The organism is Actinomadura napierensis (genome assembly GCF_039529375.1).
Taxonomy (GTDB): Bacteria; Actinomycetota; Actinomycetes; order Streptosporangiales; family Streptosporangiaceae; genus Spirillospora; species Spirillospora napierensis.
In genome coordinates this window covers 1-20,456 of record NZ_BAAAMR010000119.1, presented here as the reverse complement: position 1 = coordinate 20,456, position 20,456 = coordinate 1, and the positions used below count along the sequence as shown (strand labels likewise).

19 protein-coding genes are annotated in these 20,456 nt (G+C 72.5%); 17 read left to right on the top strand and 2 right to left on the bottom strand.

The window, feature by feature from the left end; translation table 11 throughout:
- Positions 1 to 41: 41 nt before the first annotated feature.
- Positions 42 to 683 (top strand): DUF1990 family protein, encoded by a 642-nt coding sequence (locus ABD296_RS41155; protein WP_344280933.1) that lies wholly within the window; start codon positions 42 to 44, stop codon positions 681 to 683.
- A gap of 15 nt (positions 684 to 698) precedes the next feature.
- Here the strand turns inward: ABD296_RS41155 and ABD296_RS41150 are convergent, their stop codons facing one another.
- Positions 699 to 932 (bottom strand): NADAR family protein, encoded by a 234-nt coding sequence (locus ABD296_RS41150; protein ID WP_344280930.1) that lies wholly within the window; start codon positions 930 to 932, stop codon positions 699 to 701.
- A gap of 165 nt (positions 933 to 1,097) precedes the next feature.
- Here ABD296_RS41150 and ABD296_RS41145 point away from each other — a divergent pair, with 165 nt between their 5' ends.
- The 7 genes from ABD296_RS41145 to ABD296_RS41115 all read left to right on the top strand — a co-directional run bounded on the left by ABD296_RS41145 (position 1,098) and on the right by ABD296_RS41115 (position 8,565).
- Entirely contained in the window at positions 1,098 to 1,232 is a 135-nt protein-coding gene (locus tag ABD296_RS41145; protein WP_344280927.1) for a hypothetical protein, read from the top strand.
- A 258-nt stretch (positions 1,233 to 1,490) separates the two neighbouring features.
- Complete coding sequence (locus tag ABD296_RS41140; RefSeq protein ID WP_344280925.1) at positions 1,491 to 2,762, top strand: nucleotide sugar dehydrogenase; 1,272 nt, start codon at positions 1,491 to 1,493, stop codon at positions 2,760 to 2,762.
- 11 nt (positions 2,763 to 2,773) lie between these two features.
- Positions 2,774 to 4,123 carry a glycosyltransferase gene (locus tag ABD296_RS41135; RefSeq protein ID WP_344280922.1) on the top strand — a complete coding sequence of 450 codons (1,350 nt, stop codon included), beginning with the start codon at positions 2,774 to 2,776 and terminating at the stop codon, positions 4,121 to 4,123.
- On the top strand, positions 4,116 to 5,657 hold the full coding sequence (locus ABD296_RS41130; RefSeq protein ID WP_344280920.1) for a polysaccharide deacetylase family protein: 1,542 nt from the start codon (positions 4,116 to 4,118) through the stop codon (positions 5,655 to 5,657). The genes ABD296_RS41135 and ABD296_RS41130 overlap by 8 nt, the downstream gene beginning before the upstream one ends.
- Before the next feature lie 26 nt (positions 5,658 to 5,683).
- Positions 5,684 to 6,988 (top strand): polysaccharide deacetylase family protein, encoded by a 1,305-nt coding sequence (locus tag ABD296_RS41125; protein WP_344280917.1) that lies wholly within the window; start codon positions 5,684 to 5,686, stop codon positions 6,986 to 6,988.
- Positions 6,985 to 7,782, top strand: a complete 798-nt coding sequence (locus tag ABD296_RS41120) for a polysaccharide deacetylase family protein (RefSeq protein ID WP_344280914.1) — start codon at positions 6,985 to 6,987, stop codon at positions 7,780 to 7,782. Before ABD296_RS41125 ends, ABD296_RS41120 begins: the two co-directional genes overlap by 4 nt.
- A 3-nt stretch (positions 7,783 to 7,785) precedes the next feature.
- On the top strand, positions 7,786 to 8,565 hold the full coding sequence (locus ABD296_RS41115) for a hypothetical protein (protein ID WP_344280911.1): 780 nt from the start codon (positions 7,786 to 7,788) through the stop codon (positions 8,563 to 8,565).
- A 72-nt stretch (positions 8,566 to 8,637) separates the two neighbouring features.
- On the opposite strand, the gene ABD296_RS41110 is transcribed toward ABD296_RS41115, so the two are convergent.
- Positions 8,638 to 9,696: a LacI family DNA-binding transcriptional regulator gene (locus ABD296_RS41110; protein WP_344280908.1), complete on the bottom strand. Its 1,059-nt coding sequence runs from the start codon at positions 9,694 to 9,696 to the stop codon at positions 8,638 to 8,640.
- Between the two features lie 131 nt (positions 9,697 to 9,827).
- Between ABD296_RS41110 and ABD296_RS41105 the strand changes: the two genes are divergently transcribed.
- From ABD296_RS41105 to ABD296_RS41065, 9 genes are all read left to right on the top strand, one after another.
- The gene (locus tag ABD296_RS41105) at positions 9,828 to 10,697 is read left to right on the top strand and encodes an ABC transporter permease (RefSeq protein ID WP_344280905.1); all 870 of its coding nucleotides are present in this window, start codon (positions 9,828 to 9,830) and stop codon (positions 10,695 to 10,697) included.
- 59 nt (positions 10,698 to 10,756) lie between these two features.
- On the top strand, positions 10,757 to 11,779 hold the full coding sequence (locus ABD296_RS41100) for an ABC transporter substrate-binding protein (protein ID WP_344280903.1): 1,023 nt from the start codon (positions 10,757 to 10,759) through the stop codon (positions 11,777 to 11,779).
- Between the two features lie 11 nt (positions 11,780 to 11,790).
- Entirely contained in the window at positions 11,791 to 12,603 is an 813-nt protein-coding gene (locus ABD296_RS41095) for an ABC transporter ATP-binding protein (protein ID WP_344280900.1), read from the top strand.
- A gap of 46 nt (positions 12,604 to 12,649) precedes the next feature.
- Complete coding sequence (locus ABD296_RS41090) at positions 12,650 to 13,798, top strand: Gfo/Idh/MocA family protein (protein ID WP_344280897.1); 1,149 nt, start codon at positions 12,650 to 12,652, stop codon at positions 13,796 to 13,798.
- Between the two features lie 44 nt (positions 13,799 to 13,842).
- Positions 13,843 to 14,925: a dihydrodipicolinate synthase family protein gene (locus ABD296_RS41085; RefSeq protein WP_344280957.1), complete on the top strand. Its 1,083-nt coding sequence runs from the start codon at positions 13,843 to 13,845 to the stop codon at positions 14,923 to 14,925.
- The gene (locus tag ABD296_RS41080; RefSeq protein ID WP_344280895.1) at positions 14,922 to 15,722 is read left to right on the top strand and encodes a sugar phosphate isomerase/epimerase family protein; all 801 of its coding nucleotides are present in this window, start codon (positions 14,922 to 14,924) and stop codon (positions 15,720 to 15,722) included. Before ABD296_RS41085 ends, ABD296_RS41080 begins: the two co-directional genes overlap by 4 nt.
- 37 nt (positions 15,723 to 15,759) lie before the next feature.
- Complete coding sequence (locus ABD296_RS41075) at positions 15,760 to 17,016, top strand: hypothetical protein (protein ID WP_344280892.1); 1,257 nt, start codon at positions 15,760 to 15,762, stop codon at positions 17,014 to 17,016.
- 88 nt (positions 17,017 to 17,104) lie between these two features.
- A complete protein-coding gene (locus tag ABD296_RS41070) occupies positions 17,105 to 19,195 on the top strand; it encodes a PQQ-dependent sugar dehydrogenase (protein ID WP_344280889.1) in 2,091 nt (696 codons plus the stop codon).
- Between the two features lie 64 nt (positions 19,196 to 19,259).
- Entirely contained in the window at positions 19,260 to 20,201 is a 942-nt protein-coding gene (locus ABD296_RS41065) for a LamG-like jellyroll fold domain-containing protein (RefSeq protein WP_344280886.1), read from the top strand.
- Positions 20,202 to 20,456: the final 255 nt, after the last annotated feature.

The following is a 20,456-nucleotide window of genomic DNA, read 5'->3' as shown; positions in this document are numbered from 1 at the left end:
CGATGATCGGCCGGAGGACAGCCCAGCGCAGAAGGCCGCGCATGCATCGCCGGTTGCAGCGGCTCTACGGCGAGCTGCGCGACCGTCCGGTCAACTTCGAGCCGCGGGATCGGCCGGAGAGCGCCGGGCCGGACGGCTGGAACATCGACGACCACCGCCGGCCCCTTCCGCCGGAACGCCCCGGCCCGCCGGAGCCGGAGGGCAGCTGGGAGATCGCCCGCCGCCTGGTCCGCGACTACGAGTTCGCCGATCCGCGGATCATCCGGAGCGCCTACCGGACGGGCGCTCCCGCCCCCGGGAGCGACATGCTCCTGGAGGGCAGGTTCTTCGGCCTGCGCTTCCACCTCGGCGTCCGCGTCGGCGGCGTCGTCGACGCGGTCGTCGAGCGGGACGGGCGCCGGGTGCGCGTGTGGGGTTGGAACTACCGGACGCTGGAAGGGCATCTGGAGCGCGGCCAGATGGACCAGGAAGTGCGCAAGTGGCTCGACACCGGCGAGGTGGAGTTCCACCTCCACGCCTTCTCGCGTCCCGCCGACATCCGCAATCCCGTGGTCCGGCTCGGCTTCGCGCTCTTCGGCCGTCCCACCCAGCTCGAATACCAGCGGCGGGCCTGCCGCCGGATGGCGGACCTCACCAGAGCGGAACTCGACGCGCGCCGGCGCGCGCCGGCGGCGGACAGCTGACGGGCCCCACCGGCGTCAGGCCGCGAGGGCGTCGCGGACTTTCGCGGCACCGCGATGGGGCGCGGCGATGACGGCGGCGGTCGTTTCCTCGTCACCGAAGAGGCCGGCCTTTCCGGCCATCATGTAATGCTCGGCAGTGGCATAGGTCACCCCGTCCACGCCGAGGGGGGACGGCCACCATTGGCTGAGATAGCCGGGGCCGGGGGCGCGGTGACCAGAGAGAAAGGTCACAGTGCGACCCGGTTTCATGCGCGGGAATGCACTGCCGGGGCCGCGGCGTTGGTCACCGGTACAGGCCTTGCGGTCTAGACCATTTTGCTAACCCGGGTGGGTCATCGGGGAAGATCTCCTTATTTCGGTCGGCCCGGATGCCGAGAATCGCGGGCCGACGACAACGGGAGGACAGCAGCAGCAATGGACAACGCCCTGGCGAACCCTCGTCGTACCCGGATCGTGTCGTGGCCGGAGCGCCGGCCCGCCGACACCGACTCCGAGCGTCCCGCGGACGCGGAGACGGCCTCCCCGGAGGACGGCCTCGCCGCACGTTGACCGGCCGGTTATGGCCGCGACCAGGGCCCGCCCCCACCTCGGGGCGGGTCCTGGTCTTTTTCGCAGATCAAGGGCATGATCGTAAGACGGGACACAGAAGTCATCCGCTATCTGGCGTAGATAACCTCCGCTGAAGTGTGGTCCCCCGTAAATCAGTCGCCTAAGACGCTTTACCTCGTCTTTGCCATTGGCTGATGGACTCCGGTCATCGGACCGGAGCTCACACGGGGAGATCACTGAGCCATGTCCTCCGCTACCTTGCCCATCGAACCCCAGCACACGGATTCGTCCACATACGACGTCGCCGTCATCGGGCTGGGCTATGTCGGGCTGCCGACCGCGCTCGCCTTCCACGCCGCCGGGCTGCGCGTCCTCGGCGTCGATCTCGACCCCGGCCGGCTGGAGGCCGTCCGCACCGGCCGCGTCGACCTCCTGGACAGCGACCACGAACGGCTCCGGGCGGCGCGGGACGGCTTCGCCGTGACCGCCGACCCGGCGGACGCGGCCCGCGCCGACGCGCTGATCATCTGCGTGCCGACGCCCGTCAACCGGCATCTCGTCCCCGACCTCGGCGCGCTGATGGGGGCCTGCGCCACCGCCGCCGCGCACGCCCGGGACGGGCAGACCATCGTGCTGACCTCGACCAGCTACGTCGGGTCGACCCGGGACCTGCTCGTCCGGCCGCTCACCGCGCGGGGCCTGCGGGTGGGCACCGACGTGTTCGTCGCGTTCAGCCCCGAGCGGATCGACCCGGGCAACGACCGGCACGCGCACGAGGACGTGCCGCGGGTCGTCGGCGGCGTGACGCCGCGCTGCGCGGCACGTGCCGTCGCGCTGCTCGGCCGGTACGCGGGCGACCTGCACACAGTCTCGTCGGCGGAGGCCGCCGAGATGACCAAGCTGCTGGAGAACACCTTCCGCGCGGTCAACATCGCGCTCGTCAACGAGTTCGCGGACGCCAGCCGGATCCTGGAGCTGGACGTGATGGAGGTCATCGAGGCCGCCGCGACCAAGCCGTACGGGTTCATGCCGTTCTTCCCCGGCCCCGGCGCGGGCGGGCACTGCATCCCGTGCGACCCGCACTACCTGCTGTGGCAGCTGAAGCGGGACCGGCTGCACACGCCGCTGGTGTCGGCGGCGATGAACGCGATCGCGATGCGCCCGGGACAGGTGGTGGAGCGGGCCCGGCAGGTGCTGTCGGACCAGGGCCGCGGCCTCGCGGGCGCGGACGTGCTCGTTCTCGGCGTCGCCTACAAGCCGGAGGTCGAGGACCTGCGCGAGTCGCCCGCGCTGGAGATCATCGACGGGCTGCTGGCGGCGGGCGCGCAGGTCAGGTACCACGACCCGCGCGTCCCGGAGCTGGTCACCGAGGGCGGCGTGAAGCTGGCGAGCGTCGAGCCGGGCCCGGCGGACCTGGTGATCGCGCACACCCCGCACCAGGGCCTCGACCTGACCTGGCTGCACGAGGACCAGCTGCTGCTCGACGCGACGTACCGCTTCTCCGGCCCCGCCCGGCGCGTGGCGCTGTGAGCCGTGGCCGCATGCCGCGGGTCCCGTTCCGCGGCCTGCCCTGGGGGGCGCGCCTGCTGTCGCTGGGCGCGCTGGCCGGCGTCGCGGTGATCTGCGGCGTGATCGTCTGGCATGTGGGGGTGAAGGTCGCCTACATGCGCGGCAACCTGCTGCTGCCGACGTACACGGTGCTGGTCAGCAGCTACGTGCTCAGCCGGTTCGTGCTCGCGGCGTTCTACCGGCCGCCGCGCGACGCGGGCATCGCCCCGTCCGTCGCGATCGTGGTGCCGGCCTACAACGAGGGCGAGGCCGTCGCCCGGACGATCCACTCCTGCCTCGGACTGGACTACCCCCCGGACAAGCTGGAGATCGTCGTGGTGAACGACGGCTCCACCGACGACACCTGGGACCACATGCGCGAGGCCGCCGCGCGGTATCCGAAGGGCCGGGTGCGCTGCGTCGACCTCGGCGGCAACAAGGGCAAGCGGGCGGCGATGGCGGCCGGGATCCGGGCGACGTCGGCGGAGATCCTGGTGTTCGTCGACTCCGACTCGATGCCGGCGCCCGGCTCCGTCCGGCTGCTGGTGCAGGGGTTCGCGGACGGGAAGGTCGGCGCGATCTCCGGGCTCACCTACGTCCGCAACGCCGAGAGCAACGTGCTGACGCGGATGCAGGCGGCGCGGTACTACGTGTCGTTCCAGCTGCTCAAGAGCGCCGAGTCGGTGCTGGGCGCGGTCACCTGCTGCTCGGGCTGCTTCGCCGCGTACCGGCGGGCGGCGATCGCGCCGCTGCTGGACGCCTGGGAGCACCAGCGGTTCCTCGGCGTCGAATGCACCTACGGCGACGACCGGGCGCTCACCAACCGGGTCATCAAGTCCGGCTGGACGACCCGCTACGACGCCCGCGCCGAGGCGTGGACGGACGCCCCCGACCGGTACCGCAAGTTCTTCCGGCAGCAGCTGCGCTGGAAGAAGTCGTGGAGCCGGGAGGGGCCGCTGCTGCTGGCGCACGTGTGGCGGAGCCGGACGCGCGCGCTGCCGTCCATCGCCGTGCAGACGATCGCGGGCCTGCTCAGCCCGATCGTGGTCCTGTACAGCCTGGCGACGCCGCTCGCGGGCGGCCGCTTCCCGATGATCTACTTCCTCGGCCTGTACCTGGTGTCGATGGGGTACGCGCTGACGTACCGGATGCTGCGCGACGACGGCATGTGGATCTACGCGTTCATCGGGACGTTCTTCTACGTCGCGTTCTCCCCGCAGCTGCTGTGGGCGATCGCGCGGATCCGGGACGGCAAGTGGGGCACCCGGGACGCCGCGACGCCGGTGCCGCCGTCCGCGCCGCGCCCGATCCAGGTCTACAGCGCGGCGGCGAGCGATGGCTGAGCGGGCGGAGCCGGCGCCCTGGGAGCGGCCCCCGCCCGGCCGCTCCACCCGGGCCTTCCGGGCCTTCACCGGCCTGGTGTTCCTGTGCGCGCTCGTCCTCGCGGTCACGACGTGGGTGACGCTGAGCCGGCCGTTCGACCCCGGCCAGAAGGCGGCGCTGACCGTCCGGCTGGACCCGGCCGCGGCGCGGACGGCGGCGGCGCTCCCCCGGTATCCGGGGTCGGTGCTCGTCCTGACCTACCACGGGGTGTCCGACACCGACCACGCCGGCAGCACGCTGTCGCGCCGGATGTTCGGCGAGCACATGGCGGCGCTCGCGGCGGCCGGGTACCGGACGGTCCGGCTGCGGGACGTGGAGGACCTCATCGCGCACCGGCCCGTCCGGCTGCCGCCGCGGGCGATGCTGATCACCTTCGACGACGGGCAGCTCACCGACTGGACGACCGCCGACCCGGTGCTGAAGGCGCACGGCTTCACCGCCGCCGGCTTCCTGACCACCGGGAAGATCGTCCAGCCGGGGACGCCGTCGTACTACCTGTCGACCCGGCAGGTCCGCGGCCTGGCCGCGACCGGGCGCTGGGAGTTCGGCTCGCACAGCGACGGCCTGCACGACCTCACCCGGATCCCGGGCGACGTCGCCGCGCCGATGGCGAACCGCGTGCTCGTGGGCGGCCGGACGGAGACGATCGGCCACTGGCGCACACGCGTCCGCGCCGACCTGGCCCGCAGCCAGCGGTTCTTCGCGAAGACGCTCGGCCGCAAGGCCACCGCGTTCTCCTACCCGTTCGGTGAGTCGGGCGGCTCCGGCAACGACCCGCGGATCGCGGCGGAGCTGCCCACGCTGATCCGGCACGCCGGGTTCAGCGAGGCGTTCACCGGCGAGAACGTCCCGACCGACCACGTGGACGCGCTCACCGCCGATGCGCCCCGCTGGGCGCTCGGCCGGATCGGCGTCCGCGCCACCACGTCGGTGTCCGACCTGCTGGAGATGGTCCGCGGCGCCGTCCCGACCCCGCTTCCGCACGCGCTGGCGGAGCTGCCGTGGACGGGCGACCTCGCCGCCTGCCGGCGCGACGGGTCCGACCTGCGCGTCACCAGCGACGTCTACGGAAGCTGCCTGCTCACCGGCGTCAACACCAGCCAGTGGACGGACTATCGGGTGACGGCGTCGATCTCCGGGATCGACCCGCGCACCAGCGCGGTCATCGCGGTCCGCGACGGCGCCGGCGCGGGCCACCGCGGCCGGGCCGAGGTCGTGATCGGCGCCGCGTCCGTGCTGGTCCGGCAGCAGATCGGGGACGCGGACCCGGTCGTGCTCGGCCGCCGCCCGATCACGGCGCGCGCGGGGGCGCGGGCCGTCCGGATCGAGGTGCGCGGCGCCCGGCTCACCGTCGCCGTGGGGGGCGGCGCGCCGCTGCACGCCGCCATCGACCCGCGGCTCAACGAAGGAGGCCTCACGTTCGAGATCGCGGCGCGCGACCAGCGCACCCTGATCTTCCGCAGACCGGCGCTCGACCCGCTCCGGGCGCGCTGATCCCCCACCCCCCACGGAGTCCGACGATGCCTCCTCGAATCCTTCTCCTGCTCTTGGCCACGACCTTGGTCACCGCTTTCGTCCTCGTCCCAGCGCCCGCGCCCGCGAACGCCGACACCGGCACGGTCGTGTCGCTGACGTTCGACGACGGGTCGCAGGACCAGTACGACAACGCCCGTCCCGCGCTCGACAGCCACGGGATGAAAGGGACGTACTACATCAACAGCGCGCGGGTCGGGACGTCCGGCTACATGACGCAGGCCGAGATCGCGGCGCTGGGGTCCGCCGGGAACGAGATCGGCGGGCACACCATCACGCACGCCGACCTGCCCACCCTGTCCACCGCCGAGCAGCAGCGGCAGGTCTGCGACGACCGCGTCGCGCTGCTCAACATGGGCTTCACCGTCAAGAACTTCGCCTACCCGTACGGGAACGCGAGCAGCACGTCCGAGCAGGTCGTGCACGACTGCGGCTACAACAGCGCCCGGACGGTCGGCGGCGTCGTCTCGCCCGGCGGCTGCAACGGCTGCGGGTACGCCGAGACCGTCCCGCCCGCGGACGCCTACTTCACCCAGACCCCCGACTCGGTCAAGACGGGCACGACGCTCGCGCAGCTCCAGGGCTACGTCACGCAGGCGGAGACGCACGGCGGCGGATGGGTGCAGCTCGTCGTCCACCACGTGTGCAACGGCTGCGACGACACCTACGCCGTCACCCCGTCCACCCTGTCGTCCTTCCTGAACTGGCTGGCGCCGAGGTCGGCGAACGGGACGACCGTGAAGACGGTCGACCAGGTCATCGGCGGCGGCCTGCAACCGCCCGTCAACGGGCCGCCGTCGCCCACCACCGTGCAGAACCCGTCGCTGGAGGCCGCGACCGGCGGCGTCCCCGACTGCTTCCAGCTCGGCGGCTACGGGACCAACACCTTCGCCTGGACGCGGACCAACGACTCCCACACCGGCCAGTACGCCGAACGGGTCGACGTGACCGCCCGCACCGACGGCGACCGCAAACTCGTCACCAAGCAGGACGCCGGGACCTGCGCGCCCGCCGCCACGCCCGGCCACACCTACCAGCTCGGGGTCTGGTACAAGGGCACCTGGGCGTCCGGCGTCACCACCAAGATGAGCCTCTACTACCGCAGCGCCACCGGCGCCTGGACGTTCTGGACGAACGGCCCCACCCTCGCGCAGACGAGCACCTGGCAGCAGACCCTCGTCACCACCCCCGCCGTCCCCGCCGGCGCCACCAACCTCAGCTTCGGCGTCGCCCTGCCCGGAGTCGGCAGCCTCGTCGTCGACGACTTCTCCCTCACGGACCAGCGCGCATGACGGATCACGAAGGGACGGCCGGGCCCGCGCGGCCCGGCCGTCCGGCCCGCCGCAGGCGGCGGCACGTCCGCCGGCACCTCACCGAACTCGGCTTCGGCGTCCTCGCGCTCGCCGCGATCGTCCCGCTGGCCCGCGACGCGCTGCTCCCGCAGCGCGGCAGCGCCGACACCGGACGCGCCAAGACCGTCATCTCCCGCGACATGCTGCAGAACGCCGACACCGGCAACGTGTGCCGGCGCGGGCGCGTCGCCCTCACCTTCGACGACGGCCCCGACGTCTACACCCCGCAGATCCTCGAGGTCCTGCGCGCCTACAACGTGCGCGCCACGTTCTTCATCATGGGGGTGAAGGCCGCCGCGCGCCCCGACCTGATCCGCGCGGTCGTCGCCGGCGGCCACCTCGCCGAGAACCACAGCTGGGACCACCCGCACATGGCCGACCTCGACGCCGCCGCCGTGCACCGCCAGCTCGCCGACACCACCGCCGCGATCATGCGGGCCGGCGCGCCGCGCCCCACCCTGTTCCGGCCGCCGTTCGGCAACACCGACGGCCTCGTGGACGGCCAGGCCCGCGCGCTGGGGCTGCGGGTCGTCCGCTGGTCGGTCGACACCAACGACTGGCGCGGGCGGCGGCCCGCCGACATCGCCGCCACCGTCCTCGGCCAGGCGGTGCCCGGCTCGGTGGTGCTGCTGCACGACGGCGTCGCCAACTCCGCCGCCACCATCAAGGCCCTCCCGGCGATCATCACCGGGCTCCGCGCGCGGGGGTTCTGCACCGCCCTCGACACGGAGTAGCCGATGACCTCCCGGCGGACCATCATCGCGGGCGTCGTCGCGGTCGCCGCGCTGCCCCCGGCCATCTGGTCCATGGCCGGCAGGGGCGGGCCGGACGACTTCGCGTCCCGCACGTCCGGACGCGACCGGCTGGTCACCAACGAGTACGCGCACTGGAACCCGCGCGCCTCCGACGCCCGCCGCTCCCCCGAATGGGACGTGACCAGCGGATCCCTCTTCGTCCGGGGCGGCGCCGGCTGGTCGGGGCCGCCCGACCTGGCCACCCCGGACGCCCGCTCGTCCACCGGGACCGGGTCGAGCGTGTTCCGGATGAACACCCGCCGCGCCGACTTCGGCGACGTCCGGGTGACGCTGAAGATCCGCGCGCTGCGGTTCGTGCCCGGCGGCGGGCGGGCGCCGACCGAGCCGACCGACGGCGTCCACCTGATGCTGCGCCGCCAGGACCAGACAGAGCTGTACGTCGCGTCGCTGAACCGGCGGGACGGGCTGCTGGTGGTGAAGAAGAAGCTGACCGGCGGCACCGAGAACGGCGGCACCTACGCCACGCTCGCGCAGGTCAGGCACCCGTTCCGGCTCGGCGCGTGGCAGTCGTTCGACGTCCGGATCACCTCCAACGGCCGCTCGCTGGTCACCATCGCCGTCTACCAGGACGGCCGCGAGCTGCTGGAGGCGGTGGACGACGGCCGGCACGGCCCGCCGATCGTCCGCCCCGGCTCGATCGGCCTGCGCGCCGACAACTGCGAGTTCGAGTTCGCGTCCCTGCGCGCCCGCCCCCTCCGTTGACTTGCGGCGAGTCGTCGTTATGGCAGCCCTCATAACGACGACTCGCCGCAAGTCAACGCGGGAGGAGAGGGTTCAGCGGGGGCGGACGGTGCTGTCGCGCAGGATGACGTGGCCGTCGACGCGTTCGATGCGGCTGCGGCGGGCGACCGGCTCGCGGAGCACGAGGCCCATGACGCGCTCGCCCATCGCCTCCAGCGGGAGCGCGACCGTGGTCAGCGGCGGAGTCAGGTCGCGCACGATCGGGATGTCGTCGAAACCGGCGAGCGACATCTCCGACGGCACCGCGACGCCGTGGTCGCGCAGCGCGGCGAGCGCGCCGATCGCCATCACGTCGGTGACCGCGAACACGCAGGTCGGACGGTTCTCGCGGCGCAGCAGCTCGGTCGCCGCCCGGTACCCGCCGTCCCGGGTGAAGGACGCCTCGATGATGTGGTCCTCCCGCACCCGCACGCCCGCCTCGCCGAGCGCCTCGGTGAACCCGCCGAGCCGGTCGGAGACGGTGGTCAGGGCGCGGGGACCGGTGAGCACGGCGAAGTCGCGGTGGCCGAGGTCGAGCAGCGCGCGGGCGAGGGCGCCGGCGCTCTCCCGGTTCTGCGGCAGGACGGCGTCGACCTTGAGGCTGCGATGCCGGCTGAGCACCGCGACGCGTCCGCCGGTGCGCTGGTAGGGGTCGAGTTCGGCGCCCATCGAGCGCTCCCAGTCGCGGTCCTCGAAGCCGGACCCGATCAGCAGGATCGCGCGGGCCCGCTGGGCGCGCAGCATCGCCACGTACTCGATCTCGCGGGACGGGTCGCGGAACGTGCTGGCCAGCATGACCAGCATCCCGTGCTCGGCGGCGGTGCGCATCACGCCGCGGGCGACGGCGGCGAAGTAGGGGTCGCTGACGTCGTGGCAGATGACCCCGACGGACTTGCTGGAGGAGCTGGCGAGGGCCTGCGCGTGCGCGTTCGGGGTGTAGCTCAGCTCGGCGGCGGCGGCCAGCACCCGCTCCCGCAGATCGGCCCTGACCTGCGACGTCCCGTTGAGGACGCGGGACGCGGTGGCCAGCGACACCTCGGCCTGCCGGGCGACGTCCTGCAGCGTCACGTACGCGTGGTCCCCGGTGCGCTCCTCCCCCACCGCCTCGGACATCGCGCTCCTCATCGCGGCGCCGCGCGGCGGATCTCTTGGAAAGACCCTCTTGACCGCGCCGGGCGCCGGTTCTTACGGTACCTCAGAAAGCGCTTTCTGAACGCGCTTTCTCGGCACGGTCCGGAGGAACCATGGTGAGTCAGGGCACAACCGCCGCGAAGCCCGCGCCGGACGCCGCGGGAGTGGTCGAACGCGACCGCCCGGGCGCCGGCGAACGCATCGCGAACGCGCTGGAGTCGGCGTGGCGGCCGGTCGCGCTGCTGGTGGCGTGCTTCGCCGCCTGGTGGGCGATCACCGCGTTCAAACTGGTCGAGGCGTACCTGGTGCCCTCGCCGTGGACGACGATGAAGCTGATGGGCGACAAGTGGGGCTACATCTGGCACCACACGTGGGTCACCACCTACGAGACCCTGATCGGCTTCGCGCTCGCGGTGGCCATCGGGGTCTTCGCCGCGGTGATCATGGTGTACTCGGCGACGGTCGAGCGCACCCTCTATCCGATCCTGCTGTTCGCGCAGGTCATCCCCAAGATCGCGATCGCGCCGCTGTTCGTGGTCTGGCTCGGCTTCGGCATCGGCCCCAAGATCGTCGTCGCGGTGCTGATCGCGTTCTTCCCGGTGGTGATCTCGATGGTCGCCGGGCTGAAGGCGGTCGACCCGGAGATGCTGGAACTGTCGTCCACGATGGGCGCGAGCGCGTACGCCACCTTCACCAAGATCCGGCTCCCGGCCTCGCTGCCGCACCTGTTCTCCGGCCTGAAGGTCGCGGTGACGCTGGCCGTCACCGGCGCCGTGGTCGGCGAGTTCGTCGGCGCGAACGAGGGCCTCGGCTACGTGATCCTGCAGGCCAACGGCAACATCGACACCCCGATGCTGTTCGCCGGGCTGCTGGTGATGTCCGCCATCGGCGTCGTGCTGTTCGTCGTCGTCGAGGTCGCCGAGAAGCTGCTGCTCCCCTGGCACGCCAGCCGGCGCGGCGAATCAGTCACCACGACCTACTGACCCGCCTCCACGAACCGGCCGCCGGCCGGGACCTCACCCCACCTATGGAGGACCGCCCCATGAAACTCCGCGTCTTCGCCGCCGCCGTCCTGGCTCCGGCCGTCGCGCTCGCGGCCACCGCCTGCGGCGGCGGCTCCGACGAGAGCACCAGCGCCTCGGGCAAGAAGCTGAAGAAGGTCACGCTCACCCTCAACTGGTATCCCTACGGCGAGCACGCGCCCTTCTACTACGGCAAGAAGAAGGGCATCTACGAGAAGCACGGCATCGACCTGGAGATCAAGGCGGGCCAGGGCTCGCAGAAGACCGTCCAGGCGACCGGCGCCGGGCAGACCGACTTCGGCTGGGCCGACACCCCGGCGCTGCTCGCCGCCGTCGACAAGGGCATGCCGATCAAGAGCATCGGCGTGTTCCTGCAGACCACGCCCGCGTCGGTGCAGGCGTTCAGCGCCAAGAACCTCAAGAAGCCCGCCGACCTCAAGGGCAAGAAGATCGCCATCACGGCGGGCGACGCGCTCTCGCGCACCTTCCCGGTGTTCCTGAAGAAGAACGGGCTGTCGGACGGCGACGTCCCGCTGCAGAACACCGACCCGGCCGGGAAGATCGCCGCGGTGATCTCCGGCAAGGCCGACGGGCTGGTCGGGTTCGCCAACGACCAGGGCCCGACGGTGGCCGCCAAGTCCGGCAAGCCGGTGTCGTACCTGCGCTACTCCGACTTCGGGGTCAACTTCTTCTCCAACGGCCTGATCGTCGGCGAGCGGAAGCTGAAGAGCGACGGCGGCCTGGCCAAGGAGATGGCCGCGGCCACCAGCGAGGCGTGGGCCGCCGCCGAGGCCGACCCGGCGGGCGCCGTCGCGAGCATGGCCGGCGCGTCCGAGCAGCTGCCCGCGACCCCCGTGGTGACCGAGCAGTTCAAGACCACCCTCACGCTGCTGCACACGGCGGCGACGCAGGGCAAGGCGCCGGGCGTCAACAGCGAGGACGACTGGAAGCAGACGATCGCGCTGTTCCAGCAGACCGGGGTCATCGGCAAGGCCGAGGCGCCCTCGAAGTACTGGTCGCCGCAGGTGGCGGCGCAGGGATGACGGGACGGGCGATGAAGACCACGAGCGAACCGCACAAGGCCGCGGCCGAGCAGTCCTCCGCCGTCGGGATCGACGAGGTGGCCGTCCGCTTCCGCAGCAAGAAGCGCGACGTCACCGCGCTGCGCGAGGTGTCGCTGGACGTCCCGATGGGGGAGTTCGTCGCGATCGTCGGGCCGTCCGGCTGCGGGAAGTCGACGCTGCTGAAGCTGGTCGCCGGGCTGCTCAAGCCGTCCGCCGGGGCCGTCCGGCTGCGCGGCGAGCAGGTCACCGGGCCGCGCGCCGACATCGGCTACGTGTTCCAGCGGGCCGCGCTGCTGGAGTGGCGCAGCGCCCGCAAGAACATCCTGCTCCAGGCGGAGATGCGCAGGATGCCGTCCGAGCAGGCGCGCCGGCGCACCGCCGAGCTGATCGAGATGACCGGGCTGACCGGGTTCGAGGACGCGCTGCCGCACGAGCTGTCCGGCGGCATGCAGCAGCGGGTCGCGCTGTGCCGGGCGCTGCTGCACGAGCCGCCCGTCCTGCTGATGGACGAGCCGTTCGGCGCGCTCGACGCCCTCACCCGCGAGCAGCTCAACATCGAGATGAACCGGATCTGGCGGGAGACCGGCACGACCGTCCTGCTCGTCACGCACTCGGTCGCCGAGGCCGCGTACCTGGCGAACCGGGTCGTGGTGATGACCGACCGGCCCGGCACGATCGCCGAGGTCATCGACGTGGACCTGCCGGCGAAGCGGGACTACGCCGAGACCATGGCGCAGCCGGAGTTCGCCCGCGTCACCGGCCGGATCCGCAAGCTGCTCGGCGCCGGCGCGGCGCTCGACTAGTCCGCGCGCACACAACACTGCCTACGAAGGCTTGGGAAGGAACGGGATGGCACGCAAGTCCCTCGGGATCGTCATGAACGGCGTCACCGGCCGGATGGGGTACCGGCAGCATCTGCTGCGGTCGATCCTCGCGATCCGGGAGCAGGGCGGGCTGCGGCTGGCGGACGGCACCGACCTGTGGCCGGAGCCGGTGCTGGTCGGCCGGTCGGAGGCGAAGCTGCGCGACCTCGCGGCGCGGCACGGGCTGGACGCCTGGACGACCGACCTGGACGAGGCGCTGGCCCGTCCGGGCGTGGAGGTCTACTTCGACGCGCAGGTCACCAGCGCCCGCGTCGAGGCGATCCGCAAGGCGGTCGCGGCCGGCAAGCACGTCTACACCGAGAAGCCGCTGGCCGACGACCTGGACGGCGCGCTCGCGCTGGCCAGGCTGGCCGACGAGGCGGGCGTCAAGCACGGCGTGGTGCAGGACAAGCTGTTCCTGCCGGGGCTGCTGAAGCTGAAGCGGCTGATCGACGGCGGCTTCTTCGGCCGGATCCTGTCGGTGCGCGGCGAGTTCGGCTACTGGGTGTTCGAGGGCGACTGGCAGGAGGCGCAGCGGCCGTCCTGGAACTACCGGGCCGAGGACGGCGGCGGGATCATCCTCGACATGTTCTGCCACTGGCGGTACGTGCTCGACGCGATCGCGCCGGTCCGGTCCGTGCAGGCGCTGGGCGCGACGCACATCCCCGAGCGGGTGGACGAGGACGGCAAGCCCTACGAGGCGACCGCCGACGACGCCGCGTACGGGATCTTCGAGCTGGACGGCGGGATCGTCGCGCAGATCAACTCGTCCTGGACGACCCGGGTGTTCCGCGACGAGTTGGTGGAGTTCCAGGTGGACGGGACGCAGGGCTCGGCGGTCGCGGGGCTGCGGCGCTGCCGCGTCCAGCACCGGTCGATGACGCCGAAGCCGGTGTGGAACCCCGACCTGCCGGCGACGGAGGACTTCCGCGCGCAGTGGCAGGAGATCCCCGACAACACCGAGTTCGACAACGGCTTCAAGACGCAGTGGGAGATGTTCCTGCGGCACGTCACCGAGGACGCGCCGTTCGCCTGGGACTTCTACGCGGGCGCGCGCGGCGTGCAGCTCGCCGAGCTGGGGCTGAAGGCGTGGCGCGAGGGCCGCCGCCTCGAGGTGCCGGAGCTGCGGCCGTGAAGATCGAACTACCGGAGCCGGACGGGACGCTCGTCCCGTACACGATGGGCGAGCCGCGCGCCTATCCCCCGCCGCCGGGGCCGCCGTCGTCGCGGGTCGCCTTCGCCGCCGCCCACGTGGTCGTCGACCCGTTCGGCGACTCGCTGGACTGGGACGCGACGCTGGCGTTCCGCCGGCACCTGTGGTCGTACGGGCTGGGCGTCGCGGAGGCGATGGACACCGCCCAGCGCGGCATGGGGCTGGACTGGGCGACGACCCGCGAGCTGATCGTGCGCAGCAGCGAGGAAGCGCTTTCAGCAGGTGGGCGGATCGTCTGCGGCGCGGGCACCGACCAGCTCCCGCCCGGCCCCGCGTCGCTGGAGCAGATCACCACCGCCTACGAGGAGCAGCTCGCCGTCATCGAGGGCGCCGGGGCCGTCCCGGTGCTGATGGCGAGCCGCCACCTGGCCGCCGCCGCGCGCGGGCCGCAGGACTACGCGGCCGTGTACGGGCGGCTGCTGTCGCAGCTGCGGCGCCCGGCCGTCCTGCACTGGCTCGGCCCGATGTTCGACCCGGCGCTGGAGGGCTACTGGGGCTCGTCCGACCTGGACGCCGCCACCGACGCGGTGCTGGCGCTGATCGGCGAGCACCCCTCGGCGGTCGACGGCGTCAAGATCTCGCTGCTCGACGCGGGCCGGGAGATCGCGCTCCGGCGGCGGCTGCCGTCCGGCGTCCGGCTCTACACCGGCGACGACTTCAACTACCCGGAGCTGATCAAGGGGGACGCCGAGGGGCACAGCGACGCGCTGCTCGGCATCTTCGACCCGATCGCCCCGGCCGCCGCCGCCGCGCTGCACGCCCTCGACCAGGGCTCGGACGCCTACGACGAGATCTTCGCGCCGACCCTGCCGCTCGCCCGGCACATCTTCCAGACCCCCACCTTCTACTACAAGACCGGCGTCGTGTTCCTGGCCTGGCTGGCCGGCCACCAGCGGCACTTCCGGATGGTCGGCGGGCTGGAGTCGGCGCGGTCCGTCCCGCACCTGTCCCGGCTGTTCCGGCTCGCCGACGCGGCCGGGCTCTTCCCCGACCCGGACCTGGCGGCGACCCGGATGCGCGCCTGGCTGACCGTCCAAGGAGCCGCATGACCAGGTTCAGCCTCAACCAGTGGACGACCCGCCACTGGCCCATGCCCGACCTGCTCGCCGGCTGCGCGGCGGCCGGAGTGGACGTGGGCCTGTGGCGGGAGCCCGTCGCCGAGTACGGCCTGACCCGCACGGCCAAGCTCGTCCAGGAGCACGGCCTGACGGTCACGTCCCTGTGCCGGGCCGGCTTCTTCCAGCGGCCGGACGCGCTGGAGGACAACCGGCGCGCCATCGAGGAGACCGCGGCGCTGGGCGCACCCGTCCTGTGCCTGGTCAGCGGTGGCCTGCCGGAGGGGTCCCGGGACGTGGACGGCGCCCGGTCGCGGGTCGCGGACCTGCTCGCCGAGCTCGCGCCGTACGCGGGCGAGCACGGCGTCCAGCTCGCCCTCGAACCGCTGCACCCGATGTACTGCTCGGACCGGTGCGTCGTCTCCACCCTCGCCCAGGCCCTCGACATGGCCGCGCCGTTCTCGCCGACCCAGGTCGGCGTCATGGTCGACACCTACCACCTGTGGTGGGACCCGGCCGTGTGGGACGGCATCGCGCGCGCGGGCGCCGAGGACCGGATCGCGCTGTTCCAGGTCGCGGACTGGGTGACGCCGCTGCCCGAGGGCGTCCTGACCGGGCGCGGCATGCTCGGCGACGGCTGCGTCGAGCTGCGCCGGTTCCGCGAGGCCGTGGACGCGACCGGCTACACCGGCCCGATCGAAGTGGAGATCTTCAACGACGAGCTGTGGGCCATGCCCGGCCCGGCCGCCCTCGACCTCGCCCTGTCCCGCTTCGCCCAGCACGTCGTATGACCCACCGAACCCCGTTCACTTGCGGCGAGTCGTCGTTATGAGGCGACGCATAACGACGACTCGCCGCAACTCGACGTCGGGCGAGGGGCGGACGTGGCGGTCGGCGTCGGGCGCCTGGCTCGGGATCGGCACGGCGCCGGGCGCGCTCGTCCTCGGCGCGCAGATCGGCGGGCGGCACGGCGGCGCGCTGCCCGTCGCCGTGCTCGCGATCGGCGGTGCCGTCATGACCGCGCTGCTCGCCGCGCAGGGACGGCTCGGCCTGCGCCCGCCCGCCGGGGAGGGCGCCGGCATGGCCGAGCTGGCGCCGCGCTACCTGCCGCCCGTCGCCGAGCGGGCGTTCACTGCGCTGCTCGCGGTCGCGATGGCGGGCTGGTTCGGGTTCAACGTCGGGCTCGGCGGCGCGGCCCTCGCCGCGCTCGCGGGGGTCCCGGACGCGGCCGGCGTCTGCGCGCTGACCGTCCCGCTGGTCGCGATCCTCCTCGCGGGCGGCGGGCGGTGGAACGCGGTCGCGGTCGCCACCACGCTGACCGCGATCACGCTGATCGGGATCGTCGCGGTGAAGCTGCCGCCGCCGGCGTCCCCGGTGTCGCTCGCGCGGGACGGCCCGTTCACCGGGCTGGCCGCCGACCTCGCCGGATACATCGGCTACGTCGCGGTGTTCGCCGTGCGGGCGCCGGACTTCACCGCCGGCCTGCGTGGGCGCGGCGACCTCGCGGCCTGCGTCGCGCTGCTGGTCGGGCCCGCGCTGGCCGCGTCCGTGGTCGGCGCGGGCGTCGCGGCGGCCAGCGGCTCCACCGATGTCGTCGCGGTCCTGGCCGGGCCGGACGGGCTGCCCGCCGCGAACCTGTTCGTCGCCGCGTCCGTGGTCGCGCCGACGCTCGCCGCGGTCCATTCAGGCGCCCTCGCCGTCCGCCGCTTCCTCCCCGCCAGCGGCCGGTTCGGCGCGCGGGTGTGGGCCGTGCTGGCGGTCGCGGTGCCCGGGGCGGTGCTGGCCGCGCTGCGCGTCGACCGGATGCTGCTCGACTGGCTGACGGTGCTGGCCGCAGCGCTGCCCGCGCTCGTCCCGCCGATGGCCGCCGAGGCGGCGCGGCGCCGGCGGGGACGGCCCGCCCGTCCCGTCCGGACGTGGATCTGGGCGCCGGGCGCGGCGCTCGCCGTCGCGCTGACGCTCGCGGGCCACGCGGCGGCGGCGCCGGCCGGTCTCGCGGTGTCGGCGGCCGCGACGCTCGTCCACGCCCTGCTCGTCCACCACCTGTCGCTTCGATCCGGGAATCGGCTCCGAATTCGTTCTTGACGGAGGCGGACGCCGGTCGTACGTTCGTGAAAGCGCTTCCAGAAAGCGCTTTCCAGCCATACCCATCCCCCCACATTGGACGGCCGGAATGCCAAGACTGAGATGGTGCCTGCTGACGACCCTGGCGCTGCTCGCCGCCCTGTTCACCGTGCTCCCGGCCGGTGCGCAGGCGCGCGACGACGCCCCGATCCTCGACCCCATCCCCGACGACCCCGCCCCGTCCGGGCTCGGCCTCGTGCTCAAGGAGGTCGCCCAGCTGCCCAAATCGCAGCCCTCCGCACCGCCGAGCGACCCGCGGCTCGAACGCTGGAACCGCATCAACCACGTCGGTGAGCTGCCCGACCACTCGGGCCGGCTGTACGTGCCCGACCTGAACGGCAACCTGTACTTCCTCGACAAGAAGACCGCCGCGTCGCACGTCTACCTGGACGTCAAGGCGGCCTTCCCCGACTTCTACTCCGCCGCCGGGCTCGGCCAGGGCTTCGGCTTCGTCGCGTTCCACCCCGACTTCAAGAAGAACGGCAAGTTCTACACCGCGCACGTCGAGTCCGGGAACGCGCTCAAGACCAAGACGCCCGACCTCACCGCCCAGCCGAAGACCGGCTACCACGGCGTCATCGACGAGTGGACCGCCGACGACCCGAAGGCGCAGACCTTCCACGGCACCCACCGCGAGCTGCTGCGCATCGGCTTCGCCGGACGCGTCCACAACCTGCAGCAGATCGACTTCAACCCCAACGCCAAGCCCGGCACCGCCGACTACGGCAAGCTCTACATGTCGGTCGGCGACGGCGGCAACGGCAACGTCGGCGACAACGGCGGCGACCCGCAGAACCTCGGCGTCCCGCAGGGCAAGATCCTGCGGATCGACCCGTCCGGGAACGACTCCGCGAACGGCAAGTACGGCATCCCCGCCGACAACCCGTTCGCCGGGCAGGCCGGCAAGGTCGGCGAGATCTACGCCTACGGCATGCGCGACCCGCACCGCTTCAGCTGGGACACCGGCGGCACGCACCGCATGTTCCTCGCCCACATCGGCGAGCACGAGATCGAGTCGATCCACGAGGTGAAGTCCGGCGACAACATCGGCTGGAGCGAGCGCGAAGGCGCCTTCACCTTCCGCAAGGACGACCGCTGCCACCTGTACCCGCTGCCCGCGGACGACGCCAAGTACAACTACGACTACCCGGTCGCCGCCTACGACCACGACCCGCCCGCGAACTGGGACTGCCAGAGCGACACCGGGCACGCGATCTCCGGCGGCTACGTCTACCGCGGCGCCGCCCTCCCGGCCCTGCGCGGCAAGTACCTGTTCACCGACATCGTCGACGGCCGGCTCATGTACACCGAAGAGTCGGAGATGAAGCGGGACCCGGCCGGCAAGCACCGCGCGCAGATCTACTCGCTCGCCGCCTACGACACCCAGGGCAACCCCGTCACGATGAAGCAGCTCGCCGGCAACGACCGCGTCGACCTGCGCTACGGCTCGGACGCCAAGGGCGAGCCCTACCTGCTCGCCAAGGCCAACGGCAAGATCTGGAAGGTCGTCGGCACCAAGAGCTACGCCGGCTGCCGCCCGAACGAGATCCGCGAGAGCCACCTCACCTCGGCCACCGACTGGGCGCCCGTCACTCCGTCGAAGTGGCAGTTCCCGGGCAAGGAGGTCGTCCTCGCCGAGGCCGGCTCCGAGCGCCCCGGTCCGCGCCGCCCCTACGAGTACGCGGTGCTGAAGTCCGGCCCGGTGCTCGGCTCGACCAAGATCGACGCTGAGGTGCGGCTCGACACACCGGTCGACATCATCAACCGGGACGTCATCATCGTCTTCGGCTACCAGGACGACACGCACTTCTACTACGCGCACCTGTCCACCGACAACAGCATCTACCCCCACAACGGCATCTTCGTCGTCAACGGAGCGGACCGGCTGCGCATCGACCAGCAGTGGAACGCCAACCGCTCGCACGGCGCCCCGCCGACCATCACCGACGCCGACTGGCACCGCGTCCGCGTCACCCACTGCGCCGGCACCGGCGAGATCGCGGTCTACGTGGACGGCTCCACCCGTCCCGCCATGACCGCCCTCGACAAGACGTTCACGTCCGGACGCGTCGGGTTCGGATCGTTCGACAACATCGGACGTCTCCGCGACCTCACCGTCCACGCGACCCCGGCACAGTAACGGCCTCCCCGGGGCGGGCGGGCCCGATCCCGCCCGCCCCGGGGGCACCCGAAGGAGACCCTCCATGCTGCTCCGCCGCCGCCTCACGGCCGCGACCGCCCTGCTCGGCGCGTCCGTCGTCGCCGCCTCGCTCGCCGCCCCCGCCCAGGCGTCCCCGGCGCCGGGCGTCGCCCCGTCCCTGAAGAAGAACCTCGTCTCCTACTACGACTTCGAACACCCGGCCCGCGGCAACGCCGCCCAGGAACGCGACCTCGGCCGCTCCGGCACCACCATCGACCTGGTCAACGGCGGCGCGGCGATGCGCGTCCGGGACGGCGCCCGCCGGCACGCGATCCAGCTCGGCCAGGTCAACCCGTCCACGGCGGGCAACGACGACTGGAAGGCCGGCATCTACTCCGCGTCCGGCGTCCCGTCCCTGCACGCGTTCAACGCCGTCCGCGGCGCCACCGTCGCCGGCTGGTTCAAGATGACCGGCACGAACCCGTCCCCCAACTCCAACACCGCGAATCCGGACGACGTCTACAACGCGGTCGGCCTCATCGGCGTCCTCACCGGAGACTCCGACGGCCACGCCGTCCGCTCCCTGCTGGAGATCATCGACGTCTCCGGCACCCTCCACCTCGTCGCCCTAGGCCGCCGCATCGACGGCGGCAGCTCGCAGACGTTCGCCGCGAACACCGACTGGCACTCCCTGCTGCCGCAGAACACCTGGGTGCACCTCGCCGCCACGTTCGACTACGACACCGGCAAGATGTCCCTCTACAAGAACGGTGAACCCCTCGACGGCTTCTACACCGTCTCCGGCGACCCCTGGAAGCTGCAGGGCACGCCCAGCCCGCACCTCACCTCCGCCACCGACCCGCGCGGCCTCAAGATCGGCGGCAGCTTCCCGCAGAACACCCGCGAGGCGAACCCCTGCAACTGCCGCATGGACGGCCTGATGTTCCTCGACCGCGCCATCACCCCCCGCGAAGCACGCCTCCAATACCGCATAGCCAAACACTGACCCCCGTCCCGGGCCGCCGGCACGCCCTCCCGCGCGCGCCGGCGGCCCTAACCATGCGCCTATGCCCACCCGCCCGGCCTGTCGCCGAAAAGCAACTCGCCCGCCCTCCCCACTGCGCCACACAGCGAGCGTTCCGGCCAATAGGTTCACGCTGGCCAAAGCGTCCGGGGCCCGCTCCCGGGACTGTCCGAAAGATCGTGTGGGTGGGGTGGTGATCCGGAAGGCTGGGGCCGATGCCTCGGCCGGGAAGGATCA